The following is a 13,870-nucleotide window of genomic DNA, read 5'->3' as shown; positions in this document are numbered from 1 at the left end:
CCCCGGTGACCACGAACAAGGAGCCCAGCCCCGAGGCGCTGGCCAACGTCACCGAGCACAACATCGAGACCCGCGCCGACCTGCTCCCGGAGGAGTCCGGCATGAAGGGCTCGGGCATGGAGGAGGTCGCCGCCGAGATCATCCTCGCCGAGTCCGAGGAGCGGACCGTGCACCCCGACCCGGACGACGCGCAGGGCGCCCATCGGCAGTCGGCGGAGACGGCGGACCTGCCCTGAGCGCGGTCCACGAGCACCCCGTCCAGCTGCGCTGGGGCGACAGCGACGCCTACGGCCACGTCAACCACGCCCGCGTGCTGGGGCTGCTCGAGGACGCGCGGCTGGCGCTGGTCGACCCCTCGTCGGGCGCGGGGATCATCCTCGCCCGCCTGGAGGTCGACTACCTGCGGCAGGTCCACTACCGGGTGTCCGAGCACCTGATGGTGAGCACCCGGATCACCCGGCTGGGCCGCAGCTCGATCGGCATGCGCCAGGAGCTCACCCAGGACGGCGAGGTGGCGCTGCGCGCGGACATGGTGCTGGTCAGCTTCGACTACGCCGCCGACGCCGCCAGCCCGCTGACCGAGCAGCAGCGGGCGCACTGGTCGCAGTGGCTGGTGGAGTGACCGGGACCGGCCGTTGACCGGCGGGCCCGCTGGGTAGGTCCCCGTCATGCCGAAGACGACGAGGAGCGGGGACGCGAAGGCCGACGAGATCCCCAGCACGCTGCAGCGCTCCGACGACAAGGCGCAGCGCACCTGGGCCAAGACGCACGACTCGGCCGTCGAGACCTACGACGGCGACGAGCAGCGGGCCAACCGGGTGGCGTGGGCCGCGGTCAAGCACACCCACGAGAAGGTCGGCGACCACTGGGAGCCGAAGGAGCGTCCGGGGCCGAGCGACCCGCAGGCCGAGGGCGGCGCCGACACGGACCTGGAGACCAAGGGCGGCGTCGACGCCAACGCCACCAAGGAGCACCTGGTGGACGTTGCCAGGCGGCTGGACGTGCACGGCCGCTCGTCGATGACCAAGGACGAGCTGGTCGACGCCATCCAGAAGGCCAACGACCGCGAGACGCGCCGGGCCCGCGAGCAGTAGTGAGCACCCGGCGTTCCCGTCCGGCGCGCCGGGGGTAGACGAACGGCATGGCTTCCCCGCGTCCCGTCCGCGACCAGGTGGTCGTCGTCCTCGGTGCCTCCAGCGGCATCGGGCGCGCGGCGGCGCTCGAGTTCGCCCGGCAGGGCTGCACCCGGATCGTGGTCGCCTCCCGTGGTGAGGAGGCCCTCGGCACGCTGGTCGAGGAGCTGACGCGGAGGGGTGCGGAGGCGGTCGCCGTCCCGACCGACATCACCGACGAGGCCGCGGTCCGGGCGCTGGTGGAGGCGGCCGAGGTGCGCTTCGGCCGGATCGACACCTGGGTCACCGTGCCCGGCGTCGGCATCTGGGGCTCGGTCCAGCAGATCAGCCTGGAGGAGTTCCGCCGGGTGACGGAGGTCAACTACATCGGCCACATCGCCGCCGCGCAGGCCGCCGTCCCGGCGCTGGAGCGGGCCGGCGGCGGGGTGCTGATCGGGATCGGCTCGGTCGAGGGCTACCGCTCGTTGCCGCTGCACGCGCCGTACTCGGCCAGCAAGTTCGCCCTGCGCGCGTTCTACGACGCGCTGCGCGCGGAGCTGGCCGAGGCCAGGTCGCCGGTCGAGGTGAGCCAGATCCTGCCCGCCACCATCGCCACGCCGTTCTTCGAGCACGCGCGCACCAAGCTGGGGGCGATGCCCAGCGGCCCGCCGCCGGTCTACGCCCCCGAGCTGGTCGCCGAGGCCGTCGTGCGGGCCTCGGTGCAGCCGCGCCGGGAGATCCCGGTCGGCGACGCGGCGCTGGGCATCATCGCCGGGCAGAAGTTCAGCCCGGCCCTCACCGACGCCGTCCTGTCGATGACCGCGCGGCAGCTGCAGACCACCGACCGGCCGGACGACGGCACCGACATCCTGGACACCCCGACGCCGGGGCCGGGCCGGGTGCGCGGTGCGTACGCCGACCACGTGCTGACCACCAGTCCGGTCACCCGGGTCGCCGGCGCCGTGGTGCGGCCGGGCGAGCTGCTGCTGCGCGCGATCAGGAGGCGTCCGTCGTCGACCTGACCTGTGCGCCGGGGACGACCAGCAGCTCTGTCTGCGGGCTGCCCAGGTAGGTCGCGCCCGCGTCGGTCAGCGCGACGGCCTCCTCCAGGGCGAGCCGCACGCACTGCCCGCCCCACTCGGGCACCGGCGCGCGGACGGCGAGCTCCAAGGCGTAGACGGTGTCGGGGTGCAGCACGCGGTCGCCGTCGCCGGGGACGCCGCGCTGGTCGTCCCACCGGCCGATCGCCGGCCCGGCCCCGTGCCCGTGCACGCCGACGGGGTGGGAGTAGACCTCCGCCTGCAGCCCCTCGGCGGCCGCGGCGGCGCGGGCGGCGGCGAGCACCTCGTTGCCGGTGCGGCCGACGCGCAGGGCCGCGGCGGTCAGCGCCTGCACCCGGGTGCCGGCGGCCCAGGCGCGCTGCAGGCCCGGCGGGGGAGCGGTCTCGCCCGGCCGGAGCAGGTAGGCGGTGCGCTGCAGGTCGGTGGCCAGGCCGAGGCTGGTCAGCCCGGCGTCGCAGGTGACCAGGTCGCCGGGGGCCAGCGCCGCCTGGTGCGACACGGCGGGCAGCTCGACGCCCCCGTCGCCGTGGGCCCGCAGCGGGACCCCGGCCCGCTGCACGGTCACACCGGGGTGGAACCACGGCGGGGTGCCGAGGTCGGCCAGCCGCTGGTGCACCTCCCAGGCCAGGTCGGCCCCGGTCGTGGTGCCGGCGGTCAGCCCGGCGGGGGAGAGCACCGCGGCGAGGACCCGGTCGGTCAGCGCGTTGAGCGCGTCGAGGGCGGCCACCTCCTCGGGCAGCCGCGTCTCCAGCCAGCCGACGACGAGGTCCTCGGCGGGTACCAGTCGCTGCGCGTGGGGGCCGAGGGCCTCGGTGAGCAACCCGTGCTCGGTCACCGAGAGCCCGTCGGCCAGCGCGCACCGCGCCGAGACGTCGATGCCGATCCGCCGCGGGGCGGCCTGCTCGACGATCCGCCGCACCGCCGCCCACTGGCCCCGCTCGTCGCCGCCGTCGCTGCCGTCGCCGGCGTCCTCCGGCGTCCAGCCGGGGAGGAACTGGCCCACCGGGTAGCGCGAGACGGCGACGGGGGTGACCCCGTCGTCGCTGCGGTGCAGCACGAGGACGACCCGGCGCCGGGCCGACAGCCACGACGCCGGCAGCAGCGTCGCGAGCACCGGGTCCTCGTTGTTCTCCCGCCCGACGACCACCCACAGGTCGATGCCGGCGCGGTCCATCAGGCCCGGGAGGAGGTCCAGCAGGCGCTGCGTCAGCCACCGGTCCCGCACGTCGGCCTGCTGCCGCAGCGGCAGCGGCACCGTCCGCGTCGGGTCGGGGACGACCAGCGTCATGGGGACAGGGAAGCAGAGAACCGCTCTTCCCACCGGGTGAGACGACGGCGGGCTGGTCAGCGCGGGGCGCGGAGCTCAGTGCGGGTCGCGCGGCACCGGCGGCGAGCCGGCCGTGCCCGGGACGGTCGGCGGGTCGAGACGCCCGGGCGCGGGCCGGCCGTGCCCGGAGGGGAGGTGCTCGTCGGTCGGCGTCGCGCGGGGCCGCGGCGGGCTGAAGGCGGCCACCCGGTCGCGGCCGGCCTGCTTGGCCTCGTACATCGCCGCGTCGGCGCGGTCGACCAGCCGCCACAGCGCGTCGGTGGCGTCCTCGCCGTCCACCGGGTTGGTCAGCGCGACGCCGATCGAGGCGGTCACCGCGTGCCCGTACGCGCTGCGGGTGGCCGACACCGCGTGCCGGAGGCGCTCGGCGAGCCGGCCCGCCTCCGTGGGGTCGCCGACCAGCCCGAGCACGACCAGCTCCTCACCGCCGACGCGGGCCAGCAGGTCGCTGGGGCGCACGGTCGCGGCCAGCGCGGCGGCCACGGCCCGCAGGACGGCGTCGCCGGCGGCGTGCCCGTGGACGTCGTTGACCTGCTTGAAGTGGTCGAGGTCGAGGACCATCGCGGCCACCCGCAGGCCCGCGCGGCGGGCCTGCCGCCACGTGCGGGGCGCCTGGTCGACCAGCTGCCGGCGGTTGGCCAGCCCGGTCAGCGGATCGCGGTGCGAGAGGGCCTCTGTCTCGACGAGCAGCCGCTCCATCCGGCGGCGCAGGACGAGGACGGCGACGGCGGCCAGGTCGAGCACCCCCGCGTGCACGCCGACCTGGACGGCCAGGGCCACCGCACCCGGGTGGCTGTCGGCCAGGGCGATCCAGCAGGCCACCGGCGTGACGACCAGGTGCACCGCCAGCATCCAGGGGCGGAGGAACCAGGCAGCGACGACCGAGGGGACCAGCAGCACCAGCGGCGGCGCGTAGCGGACCGGGTCCTCCGTGCAGAGGGCGGCGACCACGTAGGCCAGGTCGCCGAGGAGCACCAGGCCGGAGGTCTGCCAGAGGCCGGCCCGGCGGCGCACCAGGAGGGGCACCGCGGCCAGGAGGAGGGCGGCCGCGGCCGCCGCGTGGGTCCAGCGCGCCACCCCGTCGCGGACGACGCCGTCGAGGGCCAGCTCCACCAGGCCGGCGGCGCCGCCGGCGAGGAGGAGGACGGCGAGGGTCAGCGCGGCGGCGCAGTGCTCGGTGCCGCCGGTGCCGAGAGCCCCGGGGGACGGTGCCGTGCCGTCGTGGTCGAGGAGTCGAGCGGAGCTCACGCGCGAGAGGATGCCCTACGACCTGCCCTCTCCGGGTGCTCCGCCGCGCGGCCGGGTGATCACGGTCACGTGGGGGCGGGCGGGAGCCGCCCGGCGGGGCCGCGCCGCTGGCAGGCTCGCGGGCATGTCGCACCCCGACCCGGGACGAGTGCAGGTCCGGACGCTGGCCGACCACCCGATGGCCGACGCCGGCCCCAACGCCCTGCGGATGGTCGCGACCGGCGCGGTCACCGCCGGCCGCTTCGGGCTGGTCGAGTACCGGCTCGGCCCGCACGCCGCCGGAGCGGCTCCGCACTACCACCGGACGTTCTCCGAGTCCTTCTACGTCCTGTCCGGAGAGGTCACCCTCTACGCCGGCGGGCGGTGGCAGCCCCACCGGCCCGGCGACTTCGCGCTGGCCTCCGAGGGCGGCGTGCACGGGTTCCGCAACGACTCCGGTGAGCCGGCGTCCCTCCTCATCCTGTTCACCCCCGGCGTCGCGCGGGAGACCTTCTTCGCCGAGATGGCCGAGCTGCGCCGCAGCGGCCGGCGACCGAGCCCGGAGGAGATGACGGCGTTCTACGCCCGCCACGACCAGGTGATGGTCGAGGAGTGACGGGCGAGGAGTGACCTGTCCCTCACCCGCGGAGGAGCTGCTCCCGGAGCACGTGGAGGTGGACCCAGCGCAGCGGCAGCGGACCGCGGGCGGTTGACGTGGACGACGTCGTCGAATCCCAGGTGGGAGGTCGCCCGACGGGACGCCGCACAGGCGCGGGCGTGCGCCTGCAGGACCCAGGCGACGGTGTCGTCGTCGTCCAGGACGAAGGACTCGTCCGGCGTCGCGGGGATGCCGATCTCGGCCCGTGACCGGCCGGTCACCGCTTCGTCGAACCAGACCCGCTCGACGAAGGTCGCGTGCTTCACCGGGCCCAGAAGCGTCGTCCGGGACGGCACCAGTGACCGACGCGCCTGCTCCTCGGTGAGCCCGTCCAGGGAGGCTCCCCGGGCGCGGCGGTGGTCGTCGAGGAAGGCCTCGAACTGCGTCCTGAGCTGTGCGTGGTGCACGTCCTCGGGTGACGGGGTCGAGGAGTCGGACACGCACGGAGCATGCCAGCCGAGTTCCTCGGGCATGTCCCCGTCGAGTGCCCGCCGTCGTGGAGGGGCCGGCCGAGTGGAGGTGCGCCGGTGGCGCAGGGACCGTGGTTCTACTGCCTCAAGCACAACACCGTGGAGACCCGGGACGGCTGTGCCGAGCGGCACCGGCTGGGCCCGTACGAGACGCGGGAGCAGGCCGAGCACGCGCTGCAGTCGGTGGCCGAGCGCAACGAGCGGCTCGACGCCGAGGACCGCGAGTGGCGGGAGGGCGACTGACCACCCGGCATGATCGGCCCGGGACGCCGGGCAGGCCGGCGCCGGGGGAGGGGGCGGCGTGACGGCGGCAGCGCAGGGACGTCCGGTGGAGGAGCTCGTCGTCGGGGTGCTCGGCGGCACCGGGCCGCAGGGGCGGGGGCTCGCCGTCCGGCTGGCCGCCGTCGGGCAGCGGGTGCTGCTCGGCTCGCGCGACGGCGACCGGGCCCGCGAGGTGGCCGCCTCGGTGGGTGAGCGTGCCGCGACCGCCGCGGTCGGCGAGGTGTCGGTGCAGGGCGGGTCCAACACCGACGTCGCCGGCGCCGCCGACCTGGTGGTCGTCGCGGTGCCCTTCGCCGGGCACGCGGACACGGTGGCCGCGCTGGCGGCGCCGCTGGCCGGCAAGGTCGTCGTCGACTGCGTGGTGCCGATGGGCTTCGACGAGCTGGGCGCCTACGTCCTCGACGTGCCCGAGGGGTCGGTGGCCCAGCAGGCCGCCGCGCTGCTGCCCGACTCGGCGGTCGTCGGCGCGTTCCACCACGTCTCGGCGGTGCTGCTCGAGGACCTGTCCCGGCCCACCCTCGACGGCGACGTCCTGGTGGTGGGCGACGACCGCGCCGCCACCGACACCGTGCAGGCGCTGGCCGGGCGGCTGCCGGGGATGCGCGGGGTCTACGCCGGCCGGCTGCGCAACGCCCGCCAGGTCGAGGCGCTGACGGTCAACCTGGTCTCGGTCAACCGCCGCTACAAGGCCCACGCCGGCATCCGCGTCACCGACGTCTGAGGTCCGCTCCACCGGCCCCTCCTGTACTCCCCGGGCCCGATCGGGCAGGTGGCGCACGGAAGGAGCCCGTAGGGGGCGCCGTCCACAGGCCTCTGACCCCTCCACGTCCTCCCGCCGGCCCGCCCGCCGCGCCGGCTCGTGGACGACGGTCGGCCCGTGGATCCCCTGCTCCCTCCCGACCTGCTCCTGCGCCGCGACGCCCTGCCCGCCGGCTGGTCGGACGAGGAACTCACGGCGCGCCTGCGCCGGGGTGAGCTGACCCGCCTGCGGCCCGGTGCCTACCTGGTCGACGCGGCCACGGTCGACGCCGTCCGTCGGCACCGGCACCTGGTCGCCGCGACGGTCGCCGCACTCCGGCGCCCGGCGGTGCTGAGCCACCAGTCGGCTGCGGTCCTGTGGGGCATGCCCCTGTGGGGGGTGGCCCTGGGCCGCGTGCACGTCACACGGCGACCTCCAGCGTCGAACGAGGTCGGCCGGTACCGGTGCTGTCACGTCGCCCGGTTGCGCGAGGACGAGGTCACCACCGTGGACGGCGTCGCGGTCACCACGCCCGTCCGGACGGCGCTGGATCTGGCGCGTGCTCTTCCGGCCGAGCCCGCGGTCGTCGTCCTCGACGCCGCACTACGGCTCGGGCTGGTCGAGCGGAGAGACCTGGAGGCCGAGCTGGCCGGCCTGACCGGGGTCCCGGGCGCCCGACGGGCCGCCCGGGCGGTCGCGCTGGCCGACGGGCGCAGCGAAAGCGTCGGGGAGAGCCGCAGCCGGGTGCTGCTGCACCGGCTGGGGATGCCGCCGTCGACGCTGCAGCTGCCGATCCGGGCGGGTGACGGGCGCCTGCTGGGGCGGGTCGACGTCGCCTGGGAGGACGCGCGGGTGGTCGGCGAGTTCGACGGGCGGGTGAAGTACGGGCGGCTCCTGCGACCGGGGCAGGACGCCGGCGATGCGGTCTTCGAGGAGAAGCGGCGCGAGGACGCTCTGCGCGACGAGGGCTGGGGCGTCGTCCGGTGGACCTGGGCCGACCTCACGCCGCAGGTGCTGGGACCGCGGGTGCGGCGGGCGTTGGAGCGGGGCCGGTCCAGACACGTGTGAGCCGGCTCCACCGGTTCCTTCCGCGCTCCCCGGGCCCGATCGGACCGGCAGAGCACGGATGGAGCCGGTGGAGCCCGTCGCCGGGATCACGGCGCGAGCGCACACCGTGGGCTCGTGAGGCGCGAGGATGGACGCCGTGCTGCTCGCGGGCGCGGTCGCGGTCCTGCACGCGGCCGTCGTGCTGTTCATGCTGACCGGCGCCCTGCTGGCGCTCCGGTGGCCCCGCCTGGTGCTGGCGCACGCGCCGGTGGCGCTCGCCGTCCTGGCCGTGAACCTGGCCGGCGCCCCGTGTCCGCTGACCACGCTCGAGCTCGCGCTGCGGGAGCGGGCGGGGGCCGCGCCCTACGACGGCGGCTTCCTCGGCCACGTCCTGTTCGGCCCGCTGGGGCTCGACGTCCGGGCGACCGCGACGCAGGTCGGGATGTACGTCGTCGCCGGGGGCCTCAACGCCGTCGGCTACGGCCTGCTGACCGCGCGTGCGCTCCGGGTGCGCGCCGCCGACCCGGGGACGGTGGCCGGCTCCGTCGGTCCCCCGGCCGCGCGTCCCGGACGGCGTTGACGGCCACCACGGCCCGCACGGGCTCCTCGTCGAGGCGGGCTACTCGAAGGAGTGCTCGGGACCGGGGAAGGCCCCGCTGCGCACCTCGTCGGCGTACTCGCGGGCCGCGCGCAGCAGCTCCCCGCGCAGGTCGGCGTACTTCTTGACGAACCTCGGCACCCGGCCGCCGGTGAGCCCGGCCATGTCCGGCCACACCAGCACCTGCGCGTCGCAGCCGACGCCGGCGCCGATGCCGATGGTGGGGATGGCCAGCTCCTCGGTCACCTGCGCGGCGATCTCGGCCGGCACCATCTCCAGGACGACGGCGAAGGCCCCGGCGTCCTGGACGGCGCGCGCGTCGGTGAGCAGCTGCTCGGCACCCGCGCCGCGGCCCTGCACCCGGAAGCCGCCGAGGGCGTGCTCGCTCTGCGGCGTGAACCCGACGTGCGCCATCACCGGGACGCCGTTGTCGGCCAGCATCCGGATCTGCGGCGCCACCCGCACCCCGCCCTCGAGCTTGACCGCCTGCGCGCCGCCCTCCTTCATCATCCGGACGGCGGTGGCGAACGCCTGCTCCGGTGCGGCCTCGTAGCTGCCGAAGGGCAGGTCGGCCACGACCAGCGCGCGCTTCGTCGAGCGGGTGACCGCCTTCGTCATGAGCAGCAGGTCCTCGACGGTGACCGGAACCGTGGAGGTGTGCCCGAGGACGACGTTGCCGGCCGAGTCGCCGACCAGCAGGACCGGGATGCCGGCCTCCTCGAACACCGCGGCCGCGTAGGTGTCGTAGGCGGTGAGCATCGCCCACTTCTCGCCGCGCTCCTTGGCCTGCCGCAGGTGGTGGATGCGCACCCGCGCGGTCGACGTCCCGCCGTAGAGCACCGACTCGGTCACGCCTGGGCTCCCTCGCGGACGCTGGGCAGGCTCTCCCGCCAGCGGTTGGTGACGGGCAGGCGCCGGTCGCGGCCGAACGCCTTGAGGCTGATCTTGGTTCCCGGCGCCGACTGTCGGCGCTTGAACTCCGCGACGTCGACCAGCCGCAGCACCCGGGCCACCACCTCGGGGTCGTGGCCGCGCTCGAGCAGCTGGGCCATGCCGAGGTCGCGGTCGACGTAGTCGGCGATCACCGCGTCGAGCTCCTCGTAGGAAGGCAGCGAGTCGCTGTCCTTCTGCCCGGGCGCGAGCTCGGCCGACGGCGGCTTGTCGATCGAGTTCTGCGGGATCGGCTCGGTCTCCCCGCGGTCGCGGGCGTGCGCGTTGCGCCAGCGGGACAGCTCCCACACCAGCGTCTTGGGCACGTCCTTGATCGGGGCGAACCCGCCGGCGGCGTCGCCGTAGAGGGTGGAGTACCCGACGGCGACCTCGCTCTTGTTGCTGGTGGCCAGCAGCAGGTGCCCGTGCTGGTTGGACAGCCCCATGAGCAGCGTGCCGCGCACCCGGGCCTGCAGGTTCTCCGCCGCCGTGCCCGACAGCTCCACCTGCGACTCGAACGCGTCGACCACCGGCGCGATCGGCACCGTGGAGAAGTGCAGGCCCAGCCGCCGCGCGCTGTCCTCGGCGTCGGCGATCGAGTGCTCGCTCGACCAGCGGGAGGGCAGCGCGACGGCGTGCACCCGGTCGGCGCCCAGCGCGTCGACCGACAGCGCGGCCACCAGCGCGGAGTCGATGCCGCCGGAGAGGCCGAAGACGACGGACGGGAAGCCGTTCTTGTCGATGAAGTCGCGCAGCCCCAGGACCAGCGCGCGCCAGACCTCCTCGCAGTCACCCAGCGGGTCGGCCACCTGCCCGGGGCGCGGCTCGAACGCCGGCGCCGGCTCCTCGGAGACGACGGTGCGGGTGACCGTCATCGGCCCGACCCGGCCCGCCCGCCGCTCGGGCACCCGCGCCGGGTCGAGGGTCAGGTCGACGCAGAGCAGGTGCTCGACGAACTGCGGCGCCCGGGCGAGCAGCTCGCCGTCGGCGGAGACGGCCAGCGAGTCGCCGTCGAAGACCAGCTCGTCCTGCCCGCCCACCTGGTTGCAGTACACGATCGGGGCGCCGGCCTCGGCGGCGCGGCGGCGCACCAGCGGCAGCCGCAGGTCGTCCTTGGCCCGCTCGTAGGGGGAGGCGTTGGGGGAGACGACGAGGTCGACGCCGGCCTGCCCCGCGACGCCGCACGGCCCGCCCTCGACCCACAGGTCCTCGCAGATGGTCAGCGCGACGTCGACGCCGTGCAGGCGCACCACCTGCAGCTCGGAGCCGGGCACGAAGTAGCGGGCCTCGTCGAAGACGCCGTAGTTGGGCAGGTGCCGCTTGGCGTAGCGGCCCACCACCCGCCCGCCGTGCAGCAGGGCGGCGGCGTTGCGGGGCTGGCCGCGCCGGGGGTTGGCGTCGCCGGGCCGCTCGTCGTCGGACCCGTCGGCGGCCGGCGGGGTGTCGACGGCGGCCGGCGCCGGCCCGTGCGTGTGCGCCAGGTACCCGACGACGACGGCGAGGTCGCCCAGCCCGCGCTGGTCGAGCGTGGCCGCCAGGTCGACCAGCGCCTGCTCGCTGGCGGCGGCGAACGACTCGCGCAGCACCAGGTCCTCGGCCGGGTACCCGGTGAGCGTCATCTCGGGGAAGACGACCAGGTGCGCGCCCTCGCCGGCGGCCCTCGCCGCCCACTCGACGACCACCGCGGCGTTGCCCTCCAGGTCGCCGACGCGGGTGTCGACCTGGGCCATCGCGACTCTCAGCTGCACGGTCACGGGACCATCCAACAACCGGGTCCGGGGACGGGCCAGACCGGGGACGGCGGCCCTGGATCCCACCCTGTGCTCGGCCCGGCGTGACCGGGGTCGCCGTCACCCCAGGGCGCGCGCCACCGGGAGTGGCACGACACCCACGGGGGCGTCGTCCTGCGCTGCCCGCCGTCCGGGCCGCGCGGGACGCCGTCCCCGACCCCGTCGCCGGGGTGCTGGTCCGCCGCGGCCGCGCCGGCCCGCGGGTGGGCCTCAGCGACCGTCGGCCGGTGCCGGGACGGTGTCGGTCGCCGGCCGCGGGACGGGGAGCTCCGCCGGGGCGGCGGCGTGCGGAGCCGGCGGGAGCGTGGCGTGCTCCAGGAAGCGCAGCAGCTCGACCGGGAAGGGCAGGACGAGCGTCGAGTTCTTCTCCGCGGCCACCTCCACCACGGTCTGCAGCAGGCGCAGCTGCAGCGCGGCCGGCTCGGCGGCCATCACCGAGGCCGCCTGCGCCAGCGTCTGCGACGCCTGCAGCTCGCCCTCGGCGGTGATCACCCGGGACCGGCGCTCCCGCTCGGCCTCGGCCTGCCGGGACATCGACCGCTTCATCGACTCGGGCAGCGCGACGTCCTTGATGTCGACGCGGTCGATGTGGACGCCCCAGTCGACGGCGGGGTTGTCCAGCATCAGCTCCAGGCCCTGGTTGAGCCGCTCGCGGTTGGAGAGCAGGTCGTCGAGGTCGCTCTTGCCGATGATCGACCGCAGCGACGCCTGGGCGACCTGGGCGATCGCCGCCTGGTAGTTCTGCACGTCGACGACGACCCGCACCGGGTCGAACACCCGGTAGTAGACGACCGCGTCGACCTTGACGGTGACGTTGTCCCGGGTGATCCCCTCCTGGGCCGGGACGGGCATGGTGACGACCTGCACGTTCACCTTGTGCATGCGGTCGGCGAGCGGGGCGATGAGCGCGAGCCCGGGCATCCGGGGCTCGCCGCGCAACCGCCCGAAGCGGAGCACCACACCCCGCTCGAACTGGGTGACGACGCGGACGCTCGCCCCGGCCAGGAGCAGCAGCCCCGCGAGCACGATCGCCAGGACCACCAGGATGGCGTCCATCTCGGCCTCCTCGTCCCGTTCGGTGCGGTGCGGGCACGGGGACGACGTGCCCGGCGCAGGGCGCTCCGGCGGGGACGCGACCGCGGACGCCGCCGGTGGGCCTCCCGGCCGGGGCGCGTCTCCGCCACGCTGGTGCCCACGGGCGGACCCGGCGCCGCCCGCACGACCTGCGGAGGCTCGGGTGGGTGCCATCCACGTGGGGCGGGTGTACGACCGCGCGTCCCTGCCCGGGGGACGGCGGTTCCTCGTCGAGCGCCTGTGGCCCCGCGGTGTCCGCCGCGAGGACCTGCAGCTCGACGAGTGGGTGCGCGACGTCGCGCCGAGCACGCCGCTGCGCCGGTGGTTCGGCCACGACCCTGATCGCTGGGAGGAGTTCCGCCGGCGCTACACCGCGGAGCTCGACGCCGCCCCCGGGGCCTGGCAGCCGCTGCTCGACGCGGCCCGCGCCGGGCCCGTCGTCCTGCTCTACAGCGCCCGCGACGAGGAGCGCAACAGCGCGGTGGCGCTGCGGGACTACCTGCTGGCCCACCGGTAGGCCCCCGGCGGGGACGGCTCGGTGCCGCGGTGCACCACGGCGACCGGACCGGCGGCCCCGACCACCACGGCACGGCTCACCGAGCCGAACACGGCGCCCAGCCCCGCCCGCCGGCCCCGCGACCCGACGACGACGAGCGCGGCGCCCGCGGACCGCGCGATCAGCGCGGCGGCCGGGTCGCGGCGCACCACCTCGGTGCCCACCGGCACGTCCGGGTACAGCTCCCGCCACCTCCCGACGGCGTCGTCGACGAGCGCGTGCGCCGCGGCCTCGGTGGTCACCAGGGGAGCGATCACCGCCTCCAGGTCGGCCGGGCAGTCGGCCGTCCACGCGTGGACGGCGGTGACGGCGGTTCTGCGCCGCGCGGCGGCCCGGAAGGCGAACCCGACGGCGGCGTCGGAGTGCCGGAGGCCGTCGACGCCCACGACGACCCCTGGTGGCACGACGTCCGCGGCGGCCGGCGCGGGCGGGCGCACGACCGCGACGGGGCACCCCGCGCCGGCGGTCACGCGGGCGGCCAGCGACCCGTGCAGGAGGTGCGCCAGGCCCGGTCGCCGGCCACCCTGCCACCGGCACCCCGGCCACCGGGACCCCAGGACGAGCAGGGCGGCGTCCCGGCTCTCGCGCAGGAGGACGCGGCGGGGGGAGCCCCGGACGATGCCGGCGGAGACCTCGACCCCCGGGGCGATCGACCGGACCCGCGCCAGTGCGGCACGGACGAGCCGCCCGGCCGCCGCCTGCTGGGCGGGCAGGCTGTCGGCCGCGGGGATCACGCCGAGCGGATCGAGCACCAGCGGCGCGCAGAAGGCGTGCACGATCCGCAGGGGGCGTCCCTGCCCGGCTGCCTCCGCGGCCGCCCACTCGACGGCCGGCATGGACACGCCGGTGGCGGCGACGCCGACGACGACGGGGGCGGACACCCCGTGCAGGCGGCGCACGACGGGGGTGACGGCGCGGGCGAAGGCCGGGTCCGACATCAGCACGGACTCCAGCTCCTGCACGGCCCGGTGTTCGGCGTCACTGAGCACGAGCGCCTCC

Annotated in this window: 17 protein-coding genes; 10 read left to right on the top strand and 7 right to left on the bottom strand. The window is 76.2% G+C overall.

Annotated features, from left to right (window positions below; all coding sequences use genetic code 11):
- Window positions 1-5 precede the first annotated feature (5 nt).
- From ACU616_RS26515 to ACU616_RS26500, 4 genes are read left to right on the top strand one after another with little or no spacing between them, the layout of a single operon-like run.
- Window positions 6-236 carry a hypothetical protein gene (locus tag ACU616_RS26515; RefSeq protein ID WP_204690680.1) on the top strand — a complete coding sequence of 77 codons (231 nt, stop codon included), beginning with the start codon at window positions 6-8 and terminating at the stop codon, window positions 234-236.
- Complete coding sequence (locus ACU616_RS26510) at window positions 233-622, top strand: acyl-CoA thioesterase (protein WP_446761533.1); 390 nt, start codon at window positions 233-235, stop codon at window positions 620-622. The genes ACU616_RS26515 and ACU616_RS26510 overlap by 4 nt, the downstream gene beginning before the upstream one ends.
- Before the next feature lie 46 nt (window positions 623-668).
- Window positions 669-1,094: a ChaB family protein gene (locus ACU616_RS26505; RefSeq protein ID WP_446761381.1), complete on the top strand. Its 426-nt coding sequence runs from the start codon at window positions 669-671 to the stop codon at window positions 1,092-1,094.
- 47 nt (window positions 1,095-1,141) lie between these two features.
- Window positions 1,142-2,134: an SDR family oxidoreductase gene (locus ACU616_RS26500; RefSeq protein WP_446761380.1), complete on the top strand. Its 993-nt coding sequence runs from the start codon at window positions 1,142-1,144 to the stop codon at window positions 2,132-2,134.
- On the opposite strand, the gene ACU616_RS26495 is transcribed toward ACU616_RS26500, so the two are convergent.
- Together ACU616_RS26495 and ACU616_RS26490 are read right to left on the bottom strand one after the other, a co-directional pair.
- Window positions 2,109-3,461, bottom strand: coding sequence for a M24 family metallopeptidase (locus tag ACU616_RS26495; RefSeq protein WP_446761379.1), 1,353 nt, complete (start codon window positions 3,459-3,461; stop codon window positions 2,109-2,111). The genes ACU616_RS26500 and ACU616_RS26495 overlap by 26 nt on opposite strands.
- A 75-nt stretch (window positions 3,462-3,536) precedes the next feature.
- Window positions 3,537-4,748 (bottom strand): GGDEF domain-containing protein, encoded by a 1,212-nt coding sequence (locus ACU616_RS26490; RefSeq protein WP_446761378.1) that lies wholly within the window; start codon window positions 4,746-4,748, stop codon window positions 3,537-3,539.
- A 124-nt stretch (window positions 4,749-4,872) separates the two neighbouring features.
- Here ACU616_RS26490 and ACU616_RS26485 point away from each other — a divergent pair, with 124 nt between their 5' ends.
- Window positions 4,873-5,343, top strand: coding sequence for a cupin domain-containing protein (locus tag ACU616_RS26485; RefSeq protein WP_446761377.1), 471 nt, complete (start codon window positions 4,873-4,875; stop codon window positions 5,341-5,343).
- On the opposite strand, the gene ACU616_RS26480 is transcribed toward ACU616_RS26485, so the two are convergent.
- Window positions 5,307-5,825, bottom strand: a complete 519-nt coding sequence (locus tag ACU616_RS26480) for a mycothiol transferase (RefSeq protein WP_446761376.1) — start codon at window positions 5,823-5,825, stop codon at window positions 5,307-5,309. The two genes, ACU616_RS26485 and ACU616_RS26480, sit on opposite strands and share 37 nt — an antisense overlap.
- Window positions 5,826-5,912: 87 nt before the next feature.
- On the opposite strand from ACU616_RS26480, the gene ACU616_RS26475 reads away from it, so the two are divergent.
- From ACU616_RS26475 to ACU616_RS26460, 4 genes are all read left to right on the top strand, one after another.
- Complete coding sequence (locus tag ACU616_RS26475) at window positions 5,913-6,098, top strand: hypothetical protein (protein ID WP_446761375.1); 186 nt, start codon at window positions 5,913-5,915, stop codon at window positions 6,096-6,098.
- A 58-nt stretch (window positions 6,099-6,156) separates the two neighbouring features.
- Complete coding sequence (npdG, locus tag ACU616_RS26470) at window positions 6,157-6,858, top strand: NADPH-dependent F420 reductase (RefSeq protein WP_446761374.1); 702 nt, start codon at window positions 6,157-6,159, stop codon at window positions 6,856-6,858.
- 156 nt (window positions 6,859-7,014) lie between these two features.
- Window positions 7,015-7,944, top strand: a complete 930-nt coding sequence (locus tag ACU616_RS26465; protein ID WP_446761373.1) for a type IV toxin-antitoxin system AbiEi family antitoxin domain-containing protein — start codon at window positions 7,015-7,017, stop codon at window positions 7,942-7,944.
- A 127-nt stretch (window positions 7,945-8,071) separates the two neighbouring features.
- A complete protein-coding gene (locus ACU616_RS26460; RefSeq protein WP_446761372.1) occupies window positions 8,072-8,503 on the top strand; it encodes a DUF2784 domain-containing protein in 432 nt (143 codons plus the stop codon).
- 39 nt (window positions 8,504-8,542) lie between these two features.
- Here the strand turns inward: ACU616_RS26460 and panB are convergent, their stop codons facing one another.
- The 3 genes from panB to ACU616_RS26445 all read right to left on the bottom strand — a co-directional run bounded on the left by panB (window position 8,543) and on the right by ACU616_RS26445 (window position 12,297).
- Complete coding sequence (panB, locus tag ACU616_RS26455; protein WP_446761371.1) at window positions 8,543-9,373, bottom strand: 3-methyl-2-oxobutanoate hydroxymethyltransferase; 831 nt, start codon at window positions 9,371-9,373, stop codon at window positions 8,543-8,545.
- Window positions 9,370-11,205: an NAD+ synthase gene (locus ACU616_RS26450; RefSeq protein WP_446761370.1), complete on the bottom strand. Its 1,836-nt coding sequence runs from the start codon at window positions 11,203-11,205 to the stop codon at window positions 9,370-9,372. Before ACU616_RS26450 ends, panB begins: the two co-directional genes overlap by 4 nt.
- A gap of 246 nt (window positions 11,206-11,451) precedes the next feature.
- A complete protein-coding gene (locus ACU616_RS26445; RefSeq protein ID WP_446761369.1) occupies window positions 11,452-12,297 on the bottom strand; it encodes a slipin family protein in 846 nt (281 codons plus the stop codon).
- Between the two features lie 181 nt (window positions 12,298-12,478).
- On the opposite strand from ACU616_RS26445, the gene ACU616_RS26440 reads away from it, so the two are divergent.
- Window positions 12,479-12,832, top strand: a complete 354-nt coding sequence (locus ACU616_RS26440; protein ID WP_446761368.1) for a DUF488 domain-containing protein — start codon at window positions 12,479-12,481, stop codon at window positions 12,830-12,832.
- Here ACU616_RS26440 and ACU616_RS26435 read toward each other — a convergent pair.
- Window positions 12,811-13,860, bottom strand: coding sequence for a universal stress protein (locus ACU616_RS26435; RefSeq protein ID WP_446761367.1), 1,050 nt, complete (start codon window positions 13,858-13,860; stop codon window positions 12,811-12,813). The two genes, ACU616_RS26440 and ACU616_RS26435, sit on opposite strands and share 22 nt — an antisense overlap.
- Window positions 13,861-13,870 lie beyond the last annotated feature (10 nt).

This window comes from Geodermatophilus sp. URMC 62 (assembly GCF_052931475.1).
The sequence above is the reverse complement of the archived record's forward strand: the minus strand, read 5'-3'. Positions and strand labels throughout refer to the sequence as shown.